This is a genomic window from Synechococcus sp. Nb3U1 (genome assembly GCF_021533835.1).
Classification (GTDB): domain Bacteria; phylum Cyanobacteriota; class Cyanobacteriia; order Thermostichales; family Thermostichaceae; genus Thermostichus.
This window is the reverse complement of the sequence record NZ_JAKFYQ010000001.1, coordinates 618151-639653: the sequence shown is the minus strand read 5'-3', so window position 1 is coordinate 639653 and position 21503 is coordinate 618151. Positions and strand designations below refer to the sequence as shown.

17 protein-coding genes and 1 pseudogene are annotated in these 21503 nt (G+C 54.8%); 9 read left to right on the top strand and 9 right to left on the bottom strand.

What is annotated here, in order from left to right; all coding sequences use genetic code 11:
• Positions 1-194 precede the first annotated feature (194 nt).
• Positions 195-584 carry a hypothetical protein gene (locus L1047_RS02930; protein WP_235277258.1) on the top strand — a complete coding sequence of 130 codons (390 nt, stop codon included), beginning with the start codon at positions 195-197 and terminating at the stop codon, positions 582-584.
• 35 nt (positions 585-619) lie between these two features.
• On the opposite strand, the pseudogene glpK reads toward L1047_RS02930, so the two are convergent.
• A pseudogene (gene glpK / locus L1047_RS02925) lies at positions 620-2151 on the bottom strand (glycerol kinase GlpK).
• On the opposite strand from glpK, the gene glpD reads away from it, so the two are divergent.
• The 3 genes from glpD to L1047_RS02910 all read left to right on the top strand — a co-directional run bounded on the left by glpD (position 2150) and on the right by L1047_RS02910 (position 4794).
• The gene (gene glpD, locus L1047_RS02920; RefSeq protein WP_235277256.1) at positions 2150-3814 is read left to right on the top strand and encodes a glycerol-3-phosphate dehydrogenase; all 1665 of its coding nucleotides are present in this window, start codon (positions 2150-2152) and stop codon (positions 3812-3814) included. The pseudogene glpK and the gene glpD overlap by 2 nt on opposite strands.
• Before the next feature lie 30 nt (positions 3815-3844).
• The gene (locus L1047_RS02915; RefSeq protein ID WP_235277254.1) at positions 3845-4126 is read left to right on the top strand and encodes a gas vesicle protein GvpG; all 282 of its coding nucleotides are present in this window, start codon (positions 3845-3847) and stop codon (positions 4124-4126) included.
• 80 nt (positions 4127-4206) lie between these two features.
• Positions 4207-4794 carry a DUF3727 domain-containing protein gene (locus tag L1047_RS02910; RefSeq protein ID WP_235277251.1) on the top strand — a complete coding sequence of 196 codons (588 nt, stop codon included), beginning with the start codon at positions 4207-4209 and terminating at the stop codon, positions 4792-4794.
• Here the strand turns inward: L1047_RS02910 and L1047_RS02905 are convergent.
• From L1047_RS02905 to L1047_RS02885, 5 genes are all read right to left on the bottom strand, one after another.
• Positions 4791-5546 (bottom strand): WecB/TagA/CpsF family glycosyltransferase, encoded by a 756-nt coding sequence (locus tag L1047_RS02905; protein WP_235277250.1) that lies wholly within the window; start codon positions 5544-5546, stop codon positions 4791-4793. The genes L1047_RS02910 and L1047_RS02905 overlap by 4 nt on opposite strands.
• A gap of 20 nt (positions 5547-5566) precedes the next feature.
• On the bottom strand, positions 5567-6595 hold the full coding sequence (locus L1047_RS02900) for an NAD-dependent epimerase/dehydratase family protein (protein WP_235277248.1): 1029 nt from the start codon (positions 6593-6595) through the stop codon (positions 5567-5569).
• 561 nt (positions 6596-7156) lie between these two features.
• A complete protein-coding gene (gene rlmD, locus L1047_RS02895) occupies positions 7157-8551 on the bottom strand; it encodes a 23S rRNA (uracil(1939)-C(5))-methyltransferase RlmD (RefSeq protein ID WP_235277246.1) in 1395 nt (464 codons plus the stop codon).
• 107 nt (positions 8552-8658) lie between these two features.
• Positions 8659-9726 carry a hypothetical protein gene (locus L1047_RS02890; protein WP_235277244.1) on the bottom strand — a complete coding sequence of 356 codons (1068 nt, stop codon included), beginning with the start codon at positions 9724-9726 and terminating at the stop codon, positions 8659-8661.
• 14 nt (positions 9727-9740) lie between these two features.
• Positions 9741-11330 carry a hypothetical protein gene (locus tag L1047_RS02885; RefSeq protein ID WP_235277242.1) on the bottom strand — a complete coding sequence of 530 codons (1590 nt, stop codon included), beginning with the start codon at positions 11328-11330 and terminating at the stop codon, positions 9741-9743.
• A 291-nt stretch (positions 11331-11621) separates the two neighbouring features.
• On the opposite strand from L1047_RS02885, the gene L1047_RS02880 reads away from it, so the two are divergent.
• The 3 genes from L1047_RS02880 to L1047_RS02870 are packed head-to-tail and all read left to right on the top strand — an operon-like array spanning position 11622 to position 16343.
• Complete coding sequence (locus L1047_RS02880) at positions 11622-12020, top strand: phosphomannose isomerase type II C-terminal cupin domain (RefSeq protein ID WP_235277241.1); 399 nt, start codon at positions 11622-11624, stop codon at positions 12018-12020.
• A 50-nt stretch (positions 12021-12070) separates the two neighbouring features.
• On the top strand, positions 12071-14014 hold the full coding sequence (locus L1047_RS02875; RefSeq protein ID WP_235277240.1) for a cellulose biosynthesis cyclic di-GMP-binding regulatory protein BcsB: 1944 nt from the start codon (positions 12071-12073) through the stop codon (positions 14012-14014).
• 13 nt (positions 14015-14027) lie between these two features.
• Positions 14028-16343, top strand: coding sequence for a glycosyltransferase (locus tag L1047_RS02870; protein ID WP_235277239.1), 2316 nt, complete (start codon positions 14028-14030; stop codon positions 16341-16343).
• On the opposite strand, the gene L1047_RS02865 is transcribed toward L1047_RS02870, so the two are convergent.
• Together L1047_RS02865 and L1047_RS02860 are read right to left on the bottom strand one after the other, a co-directional pair.
• Complete coding sequence (locus tag L1047_RS02865) at positions 16340-16699, bottom strand: hypothetical protein (RefSeq protein ID WP_235277238.1); 360 nt, start codon at positions 16697-16699, stop codon at positions 16340-16342. The genes L1047_RS02870 and L1047_RS02865 overlap by 4 nt on opposite strands.
• Before the next feature lie 378 nt (positions 16700-17077).
• Positions 17078-18808, bottom strand: coding sequence for an alkaline phosphatase D family protein (locus tag L1047_RS02860; RefSeq protein WP_235277237.1), 1731 nt, complete (start codon positions 18806-18808; stop codon positions 17078-17080).
• A gap of 309 nt (positions 18809-19117) precedes the next feature.
• Here L1047_RS02860 and clpS point away from each other — a divergent pair, with 309 nt between their 5' ends.
• Positions 19118-19399 carry an ATP-dependent Clp protease adapter ClpS gene (clpS, locus tag L1047_RS02855; protein WP_235277235.1) on the top strand — a complete coding sequence of 94 codons (282 nt, stop codon included), beginning with the start codon at positions 19118-19120 and terminating at the stop codon, positions 19397-19399.
• 5 nt (positions 19400-19404) lie between these two features.
• On the top strand, positions 19405-20241 hold the full coding sequence (locus L1047_RS02850) for a type II CAAX endopeptidase family protein (RefSeq protein WP_235277233.1): 837 nt from the start codon (positions 19405-19407) through the stop codon (positions 20239-20241).
• Between the two features lie 275 nt (positions 20242-20516).
• On the opposite strand, the gene L1047_RS02845 is transcribed toward L1047_RS02850, so the two are convergent.
• Entirely contained in the window at positions 20517-21215 is a 699-nt protein-coding gene (locus tag L1047_RS02845) for a cupin (protein ID WP_235277231.1), read from the bottom strand.
• Between the last annotated feature and the right edge of the window lie 288 nt (positions 21216-21503).

Here is a 21503-nt window from a genome sequence, read left to right as displayed (position 1 = left end):
CTACACACGGGCTAGTCCGTTATATCCCATGGGCAATGGAGGCAACTTGTGAATGTTCCGTATATCAGGCTTTCGTGTCTGGCATACCGGTAGTGCAACTATCGCAACAATGACAATTCTGTTATTTTCCGTAGCTTTTGCTACAGAATTTACGTTAGGATTGATCCTGTAGAGGTATTGATGTGGAGCATTTTATGAACGCAGCCGCCGAAATGACTGGAGTGAATCTCCTTGCCCGTCATCAACAAAACATCGCTGCCTCTCTGGCTCATCGTCTGGAAGCAGCCAGGGCAGCCAACAACACCCACTTGGTGGAGTTACTAGAGCAAGAACAACGGCAACTAGCTGCCGAATATGGCAGTGGAGCTCATTCTTCTCCGGCGCTGCTTGAGGGCTTGCGCCATGCTTGGGAACACCTGAAGGAAGTGTTGACGGCGTGCGATGAATTGCGGGTACGTCAGTGGGTGGATGGCAACGGCATTATCTGGTGGTATGCCCAAGACCCGATTACGGGCGACCGGCTCTGCACTCATTCCGATTGGGAGCTGATGGACTGGATCGAGAAGCACCACTGGAACGATTAATCCCTTTCATTTTCATTCATCAGCATCAATCCGGATCAATCCGGCCATTGTTTAGCCCGAGCCACAGCCTCTTGCCAGGTGCGAAAACAGGTTTGGGCTAAGTCGTTTGTGGGCTCTGGCTGGAAAACCCGATCCACGGGTCGTGCAGCCACCAAGCCTGAGTAGTCTTCCCAAAAGCCCACCGCCAAACCGGCAGCAAAGGCAGCCCCTTGGGCAGTTGCATCCAACAGTTGCGGGCGTTCTACAGGGATCCCCAGGGCATTGGCTTGCCACTGCATCAGGAAATCATTGCGACAGGCCCCCCCATTCACCTTCAGCCGTTGCAACGGGGATCCCATATCCTGGGCGACCGCATCCACCACCTCCTTGACCTGGTAGGCGATCGATTCCAGCACCGCCCGCACCAGATGCTCCCGGCGGATCCCGGCGGTAATGCCGAAGAAGGCGCCCCGAGCACTCATGTCCCAGTGGGGAGCTCCCAAGCCACTGAGGGCGGGCACAAAGTAGAGGCCACCGTTATCGGGTATCTGTTGAGCTAGGGAGGCGGTTTCATCCGCCGAATGGATGATCCCTAAGCCATCCCGCAGCCATTGAATGCAGGCGCCACTGGTGAACATGCTGCCCTCCAAGGCGTAGCCAGCCGGTTGGTTGGGGCTTGTCCAGGCCAGGGTGGAGAGCAGTCGGTGTTGAGAACGGGCAATGGTTGGGCCCGTGTGGGCTACCAAGAAGGAGCCTGTGCCGTAGGTGCATTTTATCAACCCAGGCCGGTCGCAGCCATGGGCAAACAGAGCCGCCTGTTGGTCGCCCAAAATGGCCGCAATGGGAATGGCGACCCCCAAGAGCTCCGGGGTGATATGGCCGACAATGCCAACACTGGGGCGGATCTGCGGCAGCCAGCTCATCGGGATCCTAAACCATTGGCAGAGGGTTGGATCCCACTGGCGGGTTTGTAGGTTGTAGAGCAGGGTACGGCTGGCATTGCTGTCATCTGTCACGTGAAGAGATCCCCCGCTCAGCTTCCAGATCACCCAACTGTCGATGGTACCCGCCAAAACCCGCTCCCAAGTTTGGGCGGAGGTTTGAGGTTGGAGATGATCCCGAAGCCAGGCCCATTTGCTGGCGGAGAAATAGGCATCCAGTACCAGCCCGGTGCGTTCGCTGATCTCTCTGGTTCGAGGCCTCGATCGATCCACTCCTGACACAGAGGCGCGGTGCGCCGATCCTGCCAGACAATAGCGTTGTGGAGAGGTTGGCCCGTGGTCGGATCCCAAAGCAAACAGGTTTCTCGCTGCACAGACAATCCAACAGCAGCCACCTGCTCGGCGCGAATGCCGGCCTTCTGGAAAACAGTACGCATCGCCCAGAGGGTATCCTGCCAAATCTGCTGTGGATCGTGTTCCAGCCAGCCCGGCTGTGGATAAATCTGGGGTAGCTCGCGGTAGGCTTGGGCCAGAACTTGCCCGTGTTGATCGAAGAGAAGGGCGCGATTGCCGGTGGTGCCCAGATCAAGGGCCATGATGGTGAAGGGCGAGCCAACCCCCGACCCCGAGTGAGTAGAGCTTGTCATGTCATTGGATCCCCCATCCACATCCCCTTATGTACCCAGATCTGGACGGATCCCGGTGCACCGATCCTACGACCTGGTGGTCATCGGCGGAGGCATCAATGGAGCTGGAGTGGCGCGAGATGCAGCCCTGAGGGGGTTGAGCACCCTCCTATTGGACAAAGGGGATTTTGGTGGCGGCACCACCAGTTGGTCGACCCGCCTGATTCATGGTGGCCTGCGTTATTTGGAGACTTTTGAGTTTGCTCTGGTGCGGGAATCGCTGCGGGAACGAGAAATTTTGCTGCGCACAGCTCCTCATTTGGTACGTCCCCTGCAACTAACCATTCCCATCTATCGGCAGGGGCAACGCCCACCTTGGCAAATTCAGGCTGGCATGACCCTGTACGACCTGCTCAGCTTTGACAAAAGTTTGCCCAACCACCGCATGCTCTCAGCGGCGGCTTTTCGGCAACTGTTTCCCCAAGTGGATGCCCAAGATTTGCTCGGGGCAGCGCAATACTACGACGGGCAGGTGGTCTATGCGGAGCGTCTGTGTCTAGAGACGGTACTCTCGGCCCAGCAAGCCGGGGCGACCGTGGTGAACTATGCCCAAGTGACCCACATTGAGGCTGGCCCCAACGGGATCCATACCCTACAGGGACAGGATCCCATCACAGGAGTGCCGTTTCGCCTAACCGGATTGGAAACTGCCATCGTGGTGGCCACGGCTGGCCCCTGGTTGGATTCGCTGTTGGGATCCCTGCGGCCTGGATATAAACCGTTGATTGGGGGTACGAAGGGTAGCCACATTTTGGTGGAACCGTTTCCCGGATCCCCCGCCAGCGCCCTGTACGTGGAGGCCAAGAGCGATGGCCGCCCCTTATTTGTGGTGCCCTGGGGATGGGAAAACTCGCTGCTGCTGATCGGCACTACCGACCTTCCCTACAAGGGCGATCTGGACACCGTGCGAGCTACCCCAGAAGAAATAGACTACCTCCTGCAGGAGGTCAATCAGCTTTTCCCCAATGCGCAACTCACTCGAGCCCAAATTCGCTTCACCTACTCTGGCGTTCGACCCCTCCCCCACAGCCAAGGTCTTAAACCCGGCCAGATCACCCGCAGCCACATCCTCAAGGATCACGCTTCAGAAGGGATCCCCAACTTGATCAGCCTGATCGGGGGCAAACTCACCACCTTTCGACAGGTGGGCCAAGACTGTGTGGATCAAGTCTTGCGCAAGCTGGGCAAACCCATTCCCCCCTGCCCTACCCCAACCCAGCCCTTTCCGGGCGCGATCCACCCTCAGGATCCACGTATCGCAGAAGCCCTACGCACCTATGCTCCCCTTCTCCCGGCCCGCACCCTGCATCACCTGTTTACCCTGTACGGATCCCGGGCTCTCCAGGTCTTGGAACTCGTGGCAGCCAACCCAGACTTAGCGGAGTCCATCGCCCCGCCCGGGCCAGATATTGCCGCCCAACTGATTTTTGCCCTTCAGACGGAAATGGCCCAAACCCTGGTGGATCTGCTGCTGCGGCGCACGACGGTCGGTATACAGGCATATCCTTGCCAAGAGCCCATGCCCCATATTTTGAGGATTCTGCGCAACCATGCGGGTTGGGATGAGCAGCGCTGCCAAACGGAAGTCGCCAACTACCGGGCTTATTTGGCATCCCACTGCTAGGATCAGCCCATCGGGGTTAGGATTCCTCCAATGGTCTGGCAATTGTTGACGTGGCCTGCCCAGAGTTTGTTTTGGCTGGCGGGGCAAATTCAAGAACGCGCCGAGGCCCAACTGGATAACAAAGAAAATCTGCAAAAAGAACTCACCGCCCTGCAAATCCAACTGGATCTGGGGGAGATTGACGAAGCCGCCTACACCGAGCGGGAAGAAGAAATTCTGCTGGCCCTAGAAGCCCTAGCCGAGGCGGAACGGCAAGCCGAAGCAGAAACTGAACCTGAAGATGCCGAGGATGAACCCGAAACGGATCCCTGAACTTGGCAGTGGGGCAGAACGTGGGAGAATGAACTTTTGTTGAACCTGTCCGTTTGCTCATCTACCCTGGGCTGTTTTCGATGAATGAATCCCATGAGACCTTGGTGCTCCGCGACGAGCAAGATCAGCTCCTCAAGTGCGAGATCTTGAGGCAGGTTGTAGTCGAGGATCAAACCTATGCCCTGGTCACTCCTGTCGATGCCGTAATCAAAGTGTTGGTGTGGGAAGGGGAAGAAGAACCCAGCCAACCCGTGAACGGAGATGCCGATATGGAAGGGATCCTGGATGAACCGGATCCAGAGGAGTTACAGGCGGCGATGCCCACAATCCAGGCTGTCTTGGGGGAGTTGAACTTAACCTTGCAGCAAAATGGCTTTGATATCCTCACGATCCAAGGGGAGTTGCCCGCAGTCGAAGATGAAGACGTGCTGGAAATCGGCGAAAGCGACGAAGATGCCCAAGAGTTTCAGCTGCTGGCCACATTCTTCTACAAAGAGCAGAAGTACGGCATTTTTACCCCTCTCGACCCGATTTTGATCTACGCCGCCCTGCCGGAGGAAGGGGATCCCTATCTGTTGACCCCAGATGACCCACCGGAACTGTTCGACCAGCTTTATGCTCTATTGCTGGATCTCGATGAAGAAGTGGAGGACGAAGACGAAGATTAGGGGGTTAAACGCTGCTGCTCCCTAAGGCTCCGATATTCCTGCCAAACCAAGCGGGGTAGGAGACAAAGGAAACGAACGTATCTGGGAATATTCTTCCGAGGTTCTTCGTAGGCTCGATACAGCCACTCCAGTCTCCACCTCAACATCCACTTGGGGGCGCGTTTCACGCTTCCGGTGTGAGCATTGAAGTTGAAGATCGCACCAAAACCAAACATCACTCCTTGATCGAGATAAGGAAGTAGCTTGTGCATGAAGATTTCCTGCTTGGGAGCCCCAAGAGAAACCCAGATAATATCGGGTTGTTCGGCATTGATATCTTTGGCAATGGCAGCATAGTCAAACATTTCCACATCTGCGAAAGGCAACGGGCAAAATCTCATTTTTCGAATGGCAGGATCGATCTTGGAAAGGTTCTCTCGCAGGCTGTCCAAGACCTCTTGTGTGTTTCCCAGGAAATATTGTTTGAAGGTGCGTAATTCAATAAAACTCAGAAACAGCTCTGCACCTATATATGAATCAAAGTTTTGTTGGTGAATACAGGCAAGGATCTTAGCCAACACGGAGCCATCACATATATTGACCAAAGATCTGTTAATTATCGTATTATATTCAGAATTGATATTGGCAATAGAGAGGTTATTGCTTTCAATAGAGCAGACATAGCCTTTTTGCTTATTCAAGATTGCAGAGAAAATGGTCTCATTAACTTTGTCTCGATCAAATTCAATGCTGACATTAAAGAAATTGCCCATGCACCAAATCTCAGCTCCCCTTACGAAGCCAGTTTGTACATGAGAGGAATCACCCATTGTCGTCGTTTCATGTGCTGCTCAATCCATCGATATTGATCCTCAAGCCCTTGCCGGAGAGGAATTTTCGGATCCCAGCCTAAAATGTCTCTGGCTTTGCGATAGTCAGCTCTGCGCGCCCTATCTCCCTCCGGTTGTGTAGTGTCGTAGATAATCTTAATGTCTTTGCCAGAAATGCTGACAATCATTTCAGCCAGCGCTTGAATGGTGGTGCAGGAGGATGGCCCGATTTGGATTGTCCCTCGCCCTAGGCCTTTTTCTAAAGTCAGCACAATCGCATCTACAACATCATCAACATGGACAAAGGCTCTACCTTGGGATCCACTGCCCCAAACGATAAAGGGTTCTCTTGGAAACCGGATGGCTTTGGTGATCAAGGATGGGATGACTTGCCGACGTGGGCCAATATCACAGGGGGTTCCATAGACATTGTGTAGCATGAGGATCGAGCAGGGAATTTGAGTTTCTTTTTCCAATAGCTCTGTCTCATAGTTGCCAATCAACTTGCTCCATCCATAGGCAGACTCAGGCTGCGCGGGGTATAGGTCTTCCTCCCGTAGAGGCCTTGATTCGATATCCTTCTGTAAGGACGATGGGAAGCTACAGGCCGTGCCGGTATAGATAAATCCTTTTATGGATCTGCGATTCTTCCTGATTGAGTGAATCACATTTGAGTTTATAACAATGTTTTTTCTGAAAATTTCTCCCTGATGGGCAAAAACATAGTCTATGCCTGCCACAATATCAGCCAAGTGAATGACGTACTCAACTTGACCGACAAGACCGTCGATTATTTCTGGGATGGCGAGATCACGCAGGAAGAACCTTTCTTCTAAGGGAATTACGAATTTCCCCGCCTCGTTTTTTAGATGATCTATCTTGCCTCTCCAGAGGTTATCCACCACAAAAACATCGTGGTCTTCAGCCACCAACCGTTTAACAAGGTTAGAGCCAATCATCCCGGCACCGCCAGTGACCAGAATTTTAGCCATTCAAAACTTCCTTTTTTTGCATGAGTTAATGGTGGGTGATAGATTTGGTTTTGGCAGGGCAAGGTTCTTGACATGGAGAACCCTAAGTACAGTCCTTTACGCCAAGGGCACGCTAGCGTGTTCGCCTGTAGCAGCCCACAGGGCAACGCCAGTCACCTTGCATAGGGTACATCTCGCTACGCGAGGGCACCCTTGCCAGAGTCCTCTTCTAAACTCTGTTAGAGAGGCAAGCATTGTTGTAGGAAACCCGCTCAAGAGCCGTAAAATCCGCATTGGAGCATCTGCTCATGGAATCTAACTCTCCTCACGCAGATATGGTGTATCATAAATTATCTCTAGAGGAAAGACATCTGTAGGGAAAAAGTATAAGTTGTCAACCCCTTAGAACGATCGCCTGACACAAACAATACGGGTTTCTTTAGAAATCTATTTTGGGGTGGGGTGGGGTGTGCTCAGTCTGTGAGCGAGAACTTTTCCGGTAGCTGTTGATGTTGCTTTTGTCTTGCTAAGGATTCCGTACGGCAAACGGAGAGAGCCAGTTTCAAGTATTTGTGGGTCGCTTCATGCCCGCTCCAAAAAGGCAACCCCCTCCACATGCCCTGTTTGGGGAAAAAAGTCGGCCGCCCGCCATTGGGTCAGTCGATAGGATCCCTCTGCAAGGAGAATCTGCAGGTCACGGGCTAGCGTGGCCGGATGACAACTGATGTAGACGAGCCGTTGGGGATGTCGAAGCAATAAGGTATCCAGCACTTGGCGATCACAGCCCCGCCGAGGGGGATCCAGCACCACAATGTCGGCGGGTGGCAAGGTGGGCAGTACCTGTTCGACGGTGCCCTCAAAAAATTGCGCCGAGGTCATGCCGTTGAATTGGGCGTTGTGGCGAGCCTGGAGTACAGCTTCTGGTAAAGATTCCACCCCCATCACCCGTTTGGCCCGTTGCGCCAATAACAAAGTGAAGGTGCCAATACCGCAGTAGGCATCGAGGATGGTTTCTTGCCCTTGTAGGTTCAGTTGATCGGCAATCCAAGTAAAAAAGGCTTCCGCTTGCTCGGTATTCACCTGAAAGAAAGAAGTGCTGTCGATCCAGAGGGACAACCCGGCAAATTCTTCCCGCAGGGCACCCCGACCGGCAATCACTTCGGTTTGCGGGCCAAAAATGGCATTGGTACGAGCGGGGTTGAGATTGAGGCAAACCCCCACCAAGTCGGGATAGCGATCCAGCCACTGCTGTGCCCAAGTTTCCAACTGGGGAAGCCGACGACTGCAGCTCACCAACGTCAGCAGCACCTCGCGGGTCCGACGACCGATGCGCAAACCCAAATGGCGCAGGTGTCCTTGATGCCGACCTTCCTCGTAGACACTCCAACCTGTTTCCTGCAGATCCCACTTGATGTCCCTGAGGAACACATCCAGCCGTTCGTCCTGGACAGGACATTGGTTGAGGTTGACTAGGCGGTGGCTGCCGGTTTGGTAGTAGCCCATGCGCAACGGTTGGCCTTCCGATTTGGCGATGGGATAGGTGACTTTGTTGCGGTAGCGAAGCGGTTGCGGGGATCCCAAAATGGGCACCGGTTCGGGCAGAGGGATCCCTCCAATGCGTTGGAGGGCATCGGTCAAGATCTGCTGTTTGGTGGCCAACTGCATGGCGTAGCTCACATGCTGCCACTGACAGCCGCCGCATTTATCCGCCACAATACAGGCCGGTCGTACCCGCTCTGGGGAAGGAACCTGAACCGATTGGATCCGCCCAATCAGGTAATTGCGTCTAGCTTCGATCACCTGCACATCCACAAGATCCCCAGGGATCCCTTGGGAGACGAAGATCACCTGCCCCTCTCCGGGGCCGTCGGTGTGGCCAATGCCGTCTCCTTGGGGGGTTAGCCCGGTGATCTGTAGCGAGAGGATGTCTCCTGGTTTGGCCTGAGATGGAGAATGGGAAAGAGAGGGGACAGTCATGGGCGGGCCAAAGAAGGGCTTTCTATTGTGGCATTGAGTGTGGCATTGGGCTGAGAACGCTGCCGAAAGCCCTTTGAGGATTGGGCCTCCAGAGATCCTGCCAAAACCTAATCACCCGCTATCTGAGTGCGAAACTGGCGAGCTGCTGTGAGTGCCCCGAAGGGATCCCCTTTGTAAAGGCCGTAGTGCATCAACGACATTCGCCTCAGCCCTAAGCGCATGACTTCCGTAAGCCAGTCGGATTGGCTCATGAGCTGAAAATCCCCTTGCACCGTGTCCGCTCGCCCACCACTGGGGTGCTTGTCTTTAATGGCCGGTTCGTAGTGAGCCAGCATCAAGTTGGGGTGGATCGGTGAAAACAACTGGCAACAGAGGCGGATTTGTTCTGGATTGCCGGGATCCGGGCCATTTAACTCGGGGTTAAATTCTCCCGGTCGGCGCTGGCGCATCGACTGGAAGGCGATCCCATCCATTTGGCTCATCATCTCGGCGAAGGGATCCACCATGCTGCGTCCGGCTCCCCGTTCCGGCTCATCAAAGGTGGCGATCCAGCCGCCCCAGCAGAGGGCAACCTGAGCTTCTGGCAGCCGATCTTTGATAGCTCTGCGGGCCCGCAGGAGGTTCTGCATCAGGGCTTGGTAGTAGGGGGCAGTATCGGCATTGTAGGTATCGGCAGGCAAGCGCCAGTAGGAAAACTCAGTGGCCAAGCTCCAATCGGTGCGGATCCCGTGGGGGTTCGCCTGGGCGATGTAGCCCGCCAACTCTCTGACATCCTCCACAAATTGTTCCGAGAGGTGGTACTCCCCGCAGGGGAGGATGGTGTCGTCTTCCCAGGTGATCACATGCAGGCTATAGCCCTGCTCAAACCACTCCGATAGCCATCCGGCCCGATGCCAGTCTCGCCAAAATGACAAATCCCCCGTTTTGTGATCGAAACTGTTCAGCCAGCCACTCAAAAAATGGGGATCCCATGCCTGGGCCACCGCTGCTACTTCCGGACTCGACTCGATTTCCCAAATAAACCGACCGGGATCCTCGCCAATACCCACTTGCCAAGCAACAGAACTCAAATCTTTTCTCGACCCACTCTTTCTTCTAGCCATCAGAAAGGTTCCCAAGGCCGCCACCGCCAAGGATCCCCCCACTTGTAAAAACCGCCGCCGCCCCACTCTCATAACACCTGCCCAGACTAACGCGCCAACAGCCGTACCTGTGGGGATCCATAGACCTCCACAAACTCCGGCAAAGAGCCAAAGTTGAGTTCCGGCCAAAATTGTAGCAGCCGATCCGACGACCGTAAGGGATCCTCCAGCCCCGCCAGCAAGAGGTAATCCACCTGCTCCTGGGGTTGTTGCAGGGCAATGGAAAACTCGTGCTGATGGGGCGTAATGAACAGGCGGGGATCCCCGGCCCAAAAGATCGCTTCGAAATGCAGGGCATCATCCACAAGTACCCGCTGCCCAGGGAGCAGATGTTGAAGCAAATACTGCCCCACCTGCCGTTGTTCTTGTCGCTGCGTTTGCCACTGTTGCACAAGCTGGCTCGGTGGACGGGAGCTGGCTTGCAGCCGCTGCCACAGATCTTGTTCTTCAGGGATCAAAGTTCCGTGGGTGAGAACATAACCGCTGGTAAGCAAGCTCAGTAGCAAGGCGGCCGTTATCCCCAATCGCTGCCCCCACCCACCCCGCCCCACCTGCAGGTAGGATCCCAAGAGCAGAGGCATCAGCATCCAAAACACTCCGAAGCGGCTCAGCTCCGGCACAAACAGCCCCTGCCCCAAAGAAGCCACCAGCAGCACCACCGGACAGGCCCAGCCCAGCGCCCAAACCCAGCGCCCACCTATCCATTGCACCATCGTTCCTACCCCCACAATCAGATAGGCAGGCACCACCACCAACAGCCAAATCCCAGCCTGTGCCAGGCTATCCCATCCCCCTGCCGAGATCAGCCACGCTTGCAGTTGCGGCAGCCGCAGCCCACTGCTGGGTTGATAGACAAAGGCCCAGGGATCCCCAACCGCCAGCCCATTCATGTACAACCAGCCCAGGATCAACGCCAGGCTCATAAAGCTGACCACCAAAACTGCCGTGCCCCGAAACCCCCAAGACTCTCGCCAAAAGGCCAACAGCACCAGCAAGTCCACCCAAATCAACAGCCACCAGCTTTCCCACCGCAATAGCATCAACGGCGCCAGACACAGACCCAAGAGCACCAAGCGTAAGGTGAGCGGCAATGGTCGCTGACTTTGACCAACAATCTCTGGTGTGGACAGGGCGGGGGATCCCGTTCCCGGATCCACTTCTGCATCCTTTTTCACCTTGCCCACGCGGCTTAGGGGCAACAACAACGTCATATTCACCCCCAGTAACCCCGCCGTCGCGATCCAGCCAGGGCTACGCAACAGCATCAAGCCAAAGCTGGGCTGCAATGCTATCAACATCCCCCACAGCCAGCGCCACCCCACCCCCACCGGTAGTTGGGCCAACTGTCGCCACCCCCACAGCAACAGCAGGGATCCCAGCGCAATGCGCAACAGCAACGGGGATCCCAGCAGCGCTGTCCCCAATACCAACAGGGGCGGAAAACTGATCCCTACCACCGACAAGCGGGGATCCGGCCCCACTGCCGCCACGGATCCCTTGTAGCCCAAAAATTGATCCTCCAAGCTCACCCAGCCCCAAGCCCATTCCAGGCCCACCAAAACCAGAGTGAGCAACACAAACGGGATCCCAAGCGCCCCAAAAAAGGTAAAGAAAGTTTTAAGTTTTGTTACTAGCATTTCTTTGTTGCAAACTGAAAAAACTTAAGCACAGAATCAACATCAAATTGTTTCAATGGTTAACAGTTTTAAGAGTTAACTGACATGCCAAGTTACTTTGCGGGGAATTGGGCCCACTGGGAGCTGTCACTGTACAAGGCCAAGCTAGCACCCCAAGCCAGGTAAGTTTTCCTACGACTTTCTGCTTAGGTTAATTCAGCAGGATCTTCAATTGTGTCCTCTAAGCCCGAAGGTGAGAATGGGGCAGATCAGAGCCTGACCTGTGAATGAAGATCTTGAAAGGATACGACGATGCTGCAAGCCTTGAGTGAACCTTCCACCCCAACTTTAGAACTTTTGCCCTCCACTGCTCCCAAAGCTGAGATTCGCCCCTGGGGAGCATTTCTGGTTTTGGAGGAAGGCCCCATGTACAAAATCAAGCGTCTTGAAGTCAAGCCAGGCCATCGTCTCAGCCTGCAGATGCACTATCACCGCAGCGAACACTGGATTGTTGTACTGGGCACGGCCCGTGTCACCTGCGGCGATGAAGTGGTGCTGCTCACCTCCAACCAATCCACCTATATTCCTCCCTGCACCCGGCACCGTCTGGAGAACCCCGGCACCATCCCCTTGGTTCTGATCGAGGTGCAAAATGGCCAATACCTGGGAGAAGACGACATTGTTCGCTTTCAGGATGACTATGCCCGCTAAGGGATCCCATCTGGGGTGAGGTCAGCAGTGGGATTTTGCAGGAAGGATAGGTGACCGTGGCATATCACTGGCAATACTGGGGTCTGCTGGCGGCAGGTTTAACCTGTTGGGGAGCCTTGCCAGCCACAGCTCAGAGGGAAGAAACGATTTCTTTGCAAACATTGGGGTATAGCCGCTCTGTTGTCCTGCAGGGAGCTAGCCCGGAATTCAATCTCGGCATCCCTGCCCCCATTGGAGGGCTCGACCCCTCTGCCAGCTTTGTGCAGTTGCGCTTGGATCCGTCGCCAGTGTTGGATCCGGAATCCACGGTGCGGGTTTTGATCAACCGGGAGCCGGTGAGAGTGTTCTCCATTGGGCAGTTGCGGGCCAACCCGGTTGTGCAGGTGCCAATCCCAGATTTGCCTCCTGGGGAGCGCTTCATTAACCTGTCGGTGCAACCATTCTTGACCATCAGCGGAGATATTTGTCAGGACATCAACACCGGAAACCTGTTCTTGATTGTAGGACGCGATAGCTTCTTTCAGGTGGTGCCCCGTATCCCCGAAAGCACGGTAGCCGATTTTTTTCGCCCCCTCTACAACCAGCTTAGCTTGGTAGTGCCCGCTGATCTCAGTCCAGAATCTGCCCAAGCTGCCCTTTGGCTCTACAGCCTGCTTGCCCATCAGTTTCCTGAAACCCCGATCCTCTGGACGAAGGGTTCCGGCAGTGGTCCACGGGTGGTTTTGGAGTCACCTGACTTCGCTCCACAGCTTCAGCGTCAGGGATCCACCTTGCGGGTGGCAGCCAGTCCAGAGGCGATCCGGGCCTTGGCTGCTGAGTGGGGGCGTCCTGGTCTCCTGAGCGGGTCTGTCCCACTTAACTCGGCACCCGCCAGCGCACCCATACCTTTGGGCAGCCGCCGCAGCCTCCGGCAATTGGGGTTTGGGGATCCCACCCTGCGCGGCATTGGCACCCAATCTTTGTTGTTGAACTTCGATCTGGCTCAGTTGGGTGGCCGACCGCGGGATCTAGCCTTGCAACTCAACGCCGTCATGACATCAGTTGAGGGTCGGCTTGGGGATCGGCTAAATGGCTTGGTATTTTTGAATGGAGTATTGCTGCAAACCTACAACCTGACGGGGCGTACCCAACTGAATGAAAGCCTTCGGCTGCCCTCCGGGTTGTTGCGCCGTGCCAATACCCTAGAGCTGCGCTTCGATTATGCTCCCAGCCAAGGCAGTTGTAGGGGAGCCCTGACCCCATTGACCCTACAGCTACGGGGAGATAGCTCTGCCTTCAGTTGGAGTGGGTATGAGGCCCCGGTTGGGGAGCTGCAGGAAATTCCCGCCCTTCTGGAGGGATCCGGCCAACTGTTTCTGGGGGATCCCGACCTGCTCGCCAGTGCCGCGTATCTACTGGGAGCCCTGAGTCGGTTGTCTCCTCAGCCGCTGCTACCCACCCTACAACTGTTGTCTGAGCCGGTATCCCGCTCTCCACTGGGGGATGCCGCCTGGGGATTGATCGTGGCTGGGCCGGAACAAGTGGATCTCAACACCCCGATTCGTCTGGGATCCCAGTTTGAGATCCTTAACCCCCTCAATCAACAGGCAGTGCTAGCCGTTCAACCGGAAGATGAACTGGGCCTGCTGCAATACTTTTTGCTCGGGGGCAAACCCACCCTCTGGCTCTCCTGGTGGGGATCCAATCCGACCCTAGCCGAGCGGTTGAGCCGTTCTCTTGCGGATCCCCGTACTCTTTTGGCCAGCCAAATGCAGGGGAATGTGGTCACTGCCTATGCCGCAGCCCCCGATCTGACCCAGGTACAAAGCTGGGATCTGAGTGGCCAAACCTATCAAGTGCGCTACCCAGACCGCCTGGACTGGCGGCTACTATTGTGGCGATATCGGTTCTTGCTGGTGATTGCGGTGGCGCTCCTGGGGGCAGGAGTTGCCTGGAGCCTCTACCGACGCCTAGCCCGTCTGCCAGAGGTGCCCACCCCCCCACCCCAAGACTGAGGATCTCTGGTTCATGATTCGTTCTGTCACGCCAAGTTTTGCCATGCTGCTCATAGAATCCTGGCTAATCCGCACCGGGTATTTCACCGCTGAGCAACTGGCAGAAGCACGAGAATATCAACAACGGGCCTTTTGTTCTCTGCCCCGTGCCTTCTGGAGTTTGGGGTGGATGCATCCTTCCAAATTTGTAAGGCTCTGTGCCCGTATTACGAATCGGCCCACCTTGTGGGATTGGCTAAAACAGCATCCTCTCGACCCAGAGTTGCTTTGGTTGGTGGAGGCGGTGGATCTGGTGCCGGTGCGTTTTTTACTCTGTGGTTGGGCCAATGCCAATACCTTGGTGGTAGCCACCGAAGAACTGGGCCACCCGATGGTGCGGCGAAGTGTGCAACGTCTCTGGCCCGATGCCGCGATTCACGAGATCCCCGCCACCGAAAAGCAGATTCTCTCGGTGCTCGTGGAGCGCAAACTGGTTGCGGATTTTTTGGGTAGCAAGCTAACGCTAGAACAATGGCAGGCGGTGCAAAACATTCGTCGGCGCACGGGATCCAGCCTGGGACAGGTGTTAACCCGCCTCAATTACCTTGACCCGAAAGACTACCTGGGCATGATCACCCAGTTGTTGGGCTATCCGGTGTTGTCAGACCTGATCGGTTCTGGGCTGCTTTACATCGATAAAACCCTGAGCCAACGCTTTGATCCCCAGAGTATGATGCGCCACCTCTTTTATCCGCTTGCTTGGGCGGATAGCGACACCTTGATGGTGATGGTGCAGGATCCGCTCGATCTGGTAGTAGATGAGGCCATTTACACCCTGCGGCCTGGCCTGCGCATCGAGAAAGTCTTGGGCACCGAAGCGGATATCACCCAACTGTTGGATCAAACCCATGGTTCCAAGTTCAGCCAAGATGCCGTGTTCAGGTTGTTGGCCCGCCTACCGGAAGAATCCGCCTCGCGGGTGTTTACCCCGCCGCAAATTCTGGTGGGCTATGGGCTAGTGTTGGCCTTAGTATGGGGCCTGACTATAGCTCCCTGGAGTACCCTCACCCTGTTGGTGTTGTTGATCAACGTATTTTACATCGGCTCCATTCTTTACAAATTGATCCTCAGCTTGGCGGGATCCGCCGACCAATTCCATCAAATTACCGATGCGGAAGTGGCCGCTGTGGATGACCGCAGTTTGCCCATCTACACGGTGTTGGTGCCGGTTTACAACGAGCCGGAGGTGATGCCGATTTTGATTGGATCTCTGTCTAAGCTAAATTACCCGCACGAGAAGTTGGATGTTTTGATCCTGCTGGAGGAAAAAGATCAAGTTACCATTGATGCTGCCCGCGCTGCTAACCCCCCTAACTTTGTTCGTTTAATCCGAGTACCGGAAAGCCATCCCAAGACTAAACCCAAAGCCTGTAATTATGGTCTTGCCTTTGCCCGTGGTGATTATCTAACCATTTATGATGCTGAAGATATTCCTGATCCAGATCAACTAAAAAAAGCGGTGATTGCCTTCCGCAAAGGGGATCCTAGTCTGGTGTGCGTGCAAGCAGCCCTCAACTATTTCAACCGTGAAGAGAACTTCCTGACACGCATGTTCACCCTAGAATACTCCTATTGGTTTGACTATCTCTTGCCAGGCCTCGAAACCCTAAAAGTACCCATCCCGCTTGGAGGAACCAGCAACCATTTCCGTACCGATCGCCTGCGGGAACTAGAAGGATGGGATCCCTTTAATGTTACCGAAGATGCGGACTTGGGCATTCGGGCCAGCCAGCACGGCTATACCGTCGGCGTGATCAACTCCACCACCTACGAAGAGGCCAACTGCGCCACCAAAAACTGGATTCGGCAACGCTCCCGCTGGATCAAGGGTTACATGCAAACATGGTTGGTACACAATCGCCACCCACTGCGTTCTCTGCGCAAACTGGGCCTGAAAAACTGGCTCTCCTACCAATTCTTCATCGGCGGCACCTTCGTTACCTTCCTCACCAGCCCGATCATGTGGCTGATGTTTTTATATTGGTGGTTCACCCGTGCCAGTTGGCTACAAAATCTGTTTCCCAGTTGGCTAATTTATATTGGCTTGTTTAATCTGATCCTGGGCAATGCCATTGGCATTTATCTCAATTTGATCGCGGTGTTCCGGCGTGGCTATTACGACTTAGCTCTCTACGCTCTCCTCAACCCCATCTATTGGCAGCTACACTCCATGGCTGCCTATATGGCTCTTTGGCAACTGTTTACCAAACCTTTTTACTGGGAAAAAACCGTACATGGCCTGAGCAAATTCACCCAGGCCAAAGCCCACTCTGCCAGTCAGGCAGCCTAAAATCCGTAATCAGAATCCATACTGACACCACAACCGGCGGCATGGGTGCAATTGTACATGATCACCTTGACGGAAAAGTTGCCCTCATAGGGGGCCTGCACGATCGGGTAATCATCGCGCAGCTCATCGGCATCCACCACCCGACCGTTGGCATCATAGAGAACCAAATCGACGTCGTAGCAATCCACATCACACTCCGCCCAAATGTTCTCACCCGAATAGAAATAGCCCGTCGTCACCGTCGATTGCCCATGGAGCAGCCACAGGTTACGACTTTGGGCCCAAGCCTCAGCTCCACCCACTACAGAAGCCGCTGCTACCACACCGACCACTAACCAGCTACGCAGAGAAGACATAAGACCACACTCCTTAAAGAAGAAAAAAGAATTGAGTTGGCAACAGGGATCCCATCTTTCAACGGGAACGCTACTCTTCAACAAATCACCTCATCTCGGAAAAGGTTTGAGCTTTAACTGTATTCAGAACCACTGAAGTTCAACAGAAGCTATCTCTCCCCTTTCTCCACCCCAAAAGTTCTTTCCCAAGCCGCAGCCATCTGAATCAAGTGATCAGCTCTCTTCCTGATGACTTTTATACTTTAACACTGAGGCATGGGATCATCAGAATGATCTAGATCACAAAAAACAGGGATCCCAAAGCACAACAAGGATCTCTGGATTCTGATCAGAATGGGCTGGCTAAAACTATAAATTTTCTGTGAACCAGTCCAGCTTTTATTGAGGCAAAATTAACTCTCCACGTCGACCGAAGGGATCCGTCAAGACACTGCCGGTCGGGCCTTTGATCTGGATGGTACACTGGCTGCCAGAAACCTCAATGGTGTGATAATTGGGCACCGCCAGTTCCAGAAAGCGTAGATTACTGGTGGTTACCCCCGGGATGCCACTGATTTGCGGATTACTAGGGTTCACCGGGGCCAGAAAGCCATTGACAATACCGTAATAGATGCGGCTGGCGTTGGGGATCCCCAATTGATTGCCCAACTCATCAATACTGAGGGCAGTGACACTGCGCCCGGTAGGACCAGCCCATACTTCCCAAATCGGGTTATCACTACCGGGATTAACTTGCCCAATGAAGCCGGCATGGTTATTCCCCGTTAAGAACACCACGTTGCGGATGTTGTTAGCCTCAATAAAGTCCAGTACCTCCTGCCGTTCCAGCCAGTAGCCCTCCCAGACATCGTTGGAGCGGAAATAGGTGACAGTAATCGGGAACTGGCTGACGATGAATTTGTAGGTAGCAGTGGAGTTGCGTAGGCCATTCAGCAACCATTGCTTTTGCGGGCCACCCAACAGAGTGCGCGGGGTACGACGCAGCAGGTTAAAGAGCGCTTCTTCGGATCCCGGTGGACCAAAGAAGAGGGCCTCCTGTTCGGGGGTAAGGCTAATACCGGAGAGAGCCAAAAATTGCTGCCGGGTCAGTCCGGGGGGCAAAATGGGCAAAATCGGAGTGACCACCGCCAAATCCCGGTATTGGCGTAAATCGGGGATGAACACCTCCGCATTGGCCCCATAGCGGAAGCTGCGAAACACCCGATCCCGAGCATTCACACCTCCCACATCCGTGAGGCTAGGAGTAATGGGGTTGTACTCAAAGAAGGCTTGGTACCCCAATACTTTCAAGTCTTCCACATCGCGGGTTTGCCCGGTGGTGTCGTCCAACTGCACCGCAGGGCCACCCCGATCCTTCTGGCCGCTGTAGTTGTCGATCACCTCATGGTCATCCCAGTTGATCACAAAAGAAGTGCGGCCAAACAGCTGCGGGAACTCGGGCCCCGCATAGTTGGGATCCCGTTGGTCACGGTAGAGGCTGCGGTAAAAATCTAAGTTCCCCGTTGGATCTAGCCCCAGCCAGAAACGGTCGGCATAGACGGTATCCCCGTTGAAGGAAATAAAGTCAATGTCTCCTCGGCCCACTTCCGCCAACATGGCAGCCCCAATCGGGAACGGTGGCTCATTGGCACAACTGATGTGCATAAAGCGAATGGCCCGTCCATCCCCAGCCTCCGGTAGCGTCCGGAACTGCCCCACGGGGCTAGTAAAGCCATCGGCACTGACAAAGCGGTAGTAGAACGTTTGGGCAGGCGGTAACCCCTGTACCACAACGCGGGCGATGTAATCTCCGGGCTCGTTGCGATAGTTACTCCCGGCAGTGCGGCGGGCACTCAGTGGAATCTGCTGCACAATCGAGGCAAAATCAGGATTATCGGCAATCTGCAAAGTGACCGATACGCTATCCACCGCACCGGCAGGGATCACCCGCGTCGAGAGCACCGCCCCTTGAGCTGTCGGATCCCCGGCGAACACCCCCTGCGGAAAACCGGGCTCACCCAATGGGGCAACCGAAGAACTGGAACTGCCTCCGCAGGCGGCTAGAGCGGCTGCCCCACCCCCAAACATCATCAGTTGCAGGAAAAAGCGACGGGAATGCAGGGGACTCATAAGACCAACCTCAGCGACGCAGGCAAAATGTAAAGGGATCCGCAACAAAAACCAATCGCCCTTAGTCAAGCATTTTTGTGCCTGTACTGAGGTTGTGAGCAGGTGAAAGCTTGGTTAGCGTTTGTTTAATGCCTAAATACCTAAAGAACTCCTTGGGCGTGGCGCTGTGGATGGAACTTGGGGATCCCCTCTATAGGGGGTTTGTCCTCTGGGCGCTGTTTCTTTTTGAACCCCACGCTGGGGGCTGAGAAGGCTAAAATTTCATTACGCTTTGTCACCTTGTTGTCGTCACCTTAAGGAGTGATCCTCGTGCCTACGGAGACTCTGGTTAAACCCTCTGTCACCCCAAAGCACATGCCCATGTACCGGGTGCTGCTGCACAACGACGACTTCAACACCATGGAATATGTGGTGGGAGTTTTGGTACAAGTGATTCCGGCAATGATGCCACCCCAAGCTACGGAGATCATGCTAGAAGCCCACAACAATGGCATGGCCGTGGTGATTGTGGTGCCCCAAGAGCACGCCGAGTTTTATTGTGAACAGCTACGCCAGCATGGCCTGACCAGTTCGATTGAACCGGAACGCTGAGCCTGATGTTCCCTCGACTGAGTGCCAGCCCTTTTCCTGGGCGGCTGCTGTATTTTCTGGGGATCCTGGCTCTGGGGTGGTTACCGTTTGTCGGGGTGGGCTGGTGGCTCTTTCCCGGTGGGCGCGACTACCTATGGCTGCCTCTGTACGGCCTGTTGCTGGGCTGGATCTGGCTATGGGGTGAGTGGCGGGGATCCCGTGGATTTGCCACCTATGGTCTGGATCGCAGTTGGGCTTGCCAGGGCCGGATCCTACAGGGCCTAGTGACGGGGTGCGGGGGGCTGCTGCTGCTCTTTGCCGTGGAAGGGGGGTTTGGGTGGCTGACCTGGAGGCCAGTTGGTTGGGGCTCCCTGCTGGGCTACAGTCTGCTGGGGTTACTCCTGGGTTTTGCCGTGGCGCTGGTGGAGGAGCTATTTTTTCGCGGTTGGATGCTGGAGGAAATGACGCTGGATTATGGAATGGCTTTTGCCTCCTGGGGATCCAGCCTGATATTTGCCATCGCTCATTTTCTCAAGCCGCTGCCGGAGATTCTGGCCACTTGGCCACAGTTTCCGGGGTTGGGGTTGATGGGATTACTGCTGGTTCAAGCCCGTCGTTGGACACACAACAAACTGGGCCTCAGCCTAGGACTTCATGCTGGCTGGGTGTGGGGCATCACCTGGGTGAATAATCTCAATTGGGTAGACTATACAGGCAGAGCCCCGGAATGGGTCACAGGAGTTGGGGGCAATCCGTTGGCAGGAGTGCTGGGGGTTTTGTCTTTGGGGATCACCTTTTGGGCGTTGGATATTTCCTTCAAGATTTCCCGCAGTTCCGTTGAGTCTACAGATGAATCTCTTTGATTGAAACTCTTTGATGAATCTCTCCAAAGGAGGTTAACCCGGAAAAAGGATTTATGCCTTGGTGAACTACTCCCAGGCTACGCCAACACCTTACCCTTCGGGAAGCAGGCTACAGGTAGAGCGCGGGGCTAGGAACGACCTGCGGTCTACCCGCCGATTAGCCAAAAAGCAAGCCTGGGGATGATAAACCCTATCGGCAGATCTATCGCTACGGCTACAATCTGGAAAACTTGATCGTGTCGCAGATTCGCTCGGCCCAAAACTTGATATTGCCGTCAAAACAACTTGGCTGAACTCGGGGAGGGATCCGTCGGGTCATATTCGTAGCGCTGGCTGAAGTCTGTTTCGCCATACACATTCAACGTGAGGGTGGGGCGACCCTGACCCACGGGATCCACCGCCTGCACACTGTGAATGGCTTCCGATGTCAACCCGATCAAATCTCCTGGCTTGAGGGTGAGGATCCCGGTTTTTTCCACCCCGCCCTGCTTCGTCTGCCGCCAGAGAGTGTTTTCTTCATAGCCATCTTGTGCTGGATCCCCCAGCAACGCCACAATCCCCCAAGTGGCATGGTTGTGTACCGGGGATCCCTGACCGGGCAACCAAGAAACCAACTGCACCGTAAATGGATAAGCGGGCTCATCGTAAAGAAATGAAACCGCCCAGCCCAAAGCTGGATCCGGCAGCGGACAACTCTCGGCTATCCAAGCAGATTCCGCCAGCAGATGACGCACCAACACCGCTGCCAATCTCAAACGTTCCCGCTCATCCCGTACAGCCCCCACCAAATCTTCCAGGTGGCTCAAGAAGCGATACAGCCGATAAGGTCTGGGCAAGGAAAACCGACACAACAGGCTAGCCGCAGGGGATCCCATCCGGCGCACCACTCCGGCCCCACCGACCTCATAGTTCTGGGCTGACTCTCGAGGCGGCTGAAGAGCCAGATCGGATCCCAAGGGGCTAGGCACCATCATAAGAAGAAATCACCCCAAAAAGGACAGTTAAAAAAGGACAGTTATCGATACAGCTTTTCCCGACTTCACGCAGGCTCTTGAGCTAGGCCTGATGGAGCAAGGGATTGACCTGAATCTGCTATATCAAGTAACGCTGGAAAAGGCTGTAAGCCCGAACATCTCTCGATGGAGCCTAAAGCTAGCATTTTTCATCAAACTCGACTGAACTGAATTCCCCCTAAATTTGGGCTGAGAAAACTCTAATCTCTAGCTCAGGGGGCTGCGGGTTTAAAGTGAAACACTCAAAGT

Bases quoted from the DNA above. Each gene is read 5' to 3' on its own strand.
- L1047_RS02880 (WP_235277241.1), top strand. From the start codon at position 11,622: ATGCTGCAAGCCTTGAGTGAACCTTCCACCCCAACTTTAGAACTTTTG.
- L1047_RS02845 (WP_235277231.1), bottom strand. From the start codon at position 21,215: ATGATGGTGCCTAGCCCCTTGGGATCCGATCTGGCTCTTCAGCCGCCT.
- glpD (WP_235277256.1), top strand. From the start codon at position 2,150: ATGTCATTGGATCCCCCATCCACATCCCCTTATGTACCCAGATCTGGA.
- L1047_RS02860 (WP_235277237.1), bottom strand. From the start codon at position 18,808: ATGAGTCCCCTGCATTCCCGTCGCTTTTTCCTGCAACTGATGATGTTT.
- rlmD (WP_235277246.1), bottom strand. From the start codon at position 8,551: ATGACTGTCCCCTCTCTTTCCCATTCTCCATCTCAGGCCAAACCAGGA.
- L1047_RS02870 (WP_235277239.1), top strand. From the start codon at position 14,028: ATGATTCGTTCTGTCACGCCAAGTTTTGCCATGCTGCTCATAGAATCC.
- L1047_RS02910 (WP_235277251.1), top strand. From the start codon at position 4,207: ATGAATGAATCCCATGAGACCTTGGTGCTCCGCGACGAGCAAGATCAG.
- L1047_RS02850 (WP_235277233.1), top strand. From the start codon at position 19,405: ATGTTCCCTCGACTGAGTGCCAGCCCTTTTCCTGGGCGGCTGCTGTAT.
- L1047_RS02865 (WP_235277238.1), bottom strand. From the start codon at position 16,699: ATGTCTTCTCTGCGTAGCTGGTTAGTGGTCGGTGTGGTAGCAGCGGCT.
- L1047_RS02930 (WP_235277258.1), top strand. From the start codon at position 195: ATGAACGCAGCCGCCGAAATGACTGGAGTGAATCTCCTTGCCCGTCAT.
- L1047_RS02915 (WP_235277254.1), top strand. From the start codon at position 3,845: ATGGTCTGGCAATTGTTGACGTGGCCTGCCCAGAGTTTGTTTTGGCTG.
- L1047_RS02900 (WP_235277248.1), bottom strand. From the start codon at position 6,595: ATGGCTAAAATTCTGGTCACTGGCGGTGCCGGGATGATTGGCTCTAAC.
- L1047_RS02885 (WP_235277242.1), bottom strand. From the start codon at position 11,330: ATGCTAGTAACAAAACTTAAAACTTTCTTTACCTTTTTTGGGGCGCTT.
- L1047_RS02905 (WP_235277250.1), bottom strand. From the start codon at position 5,546: ATGGGCAATTTCTTTAATGTCAGCATTGAATTTGATCGAGACAAAGTT.
- L1047_RS02890 (WP_235277244.1), bottom strand. From the start codon at position 9,726: ATGAGAGTGGGGCGGCGGCGGTTTTTACAAGTGGGGGGATCCTTGGCG.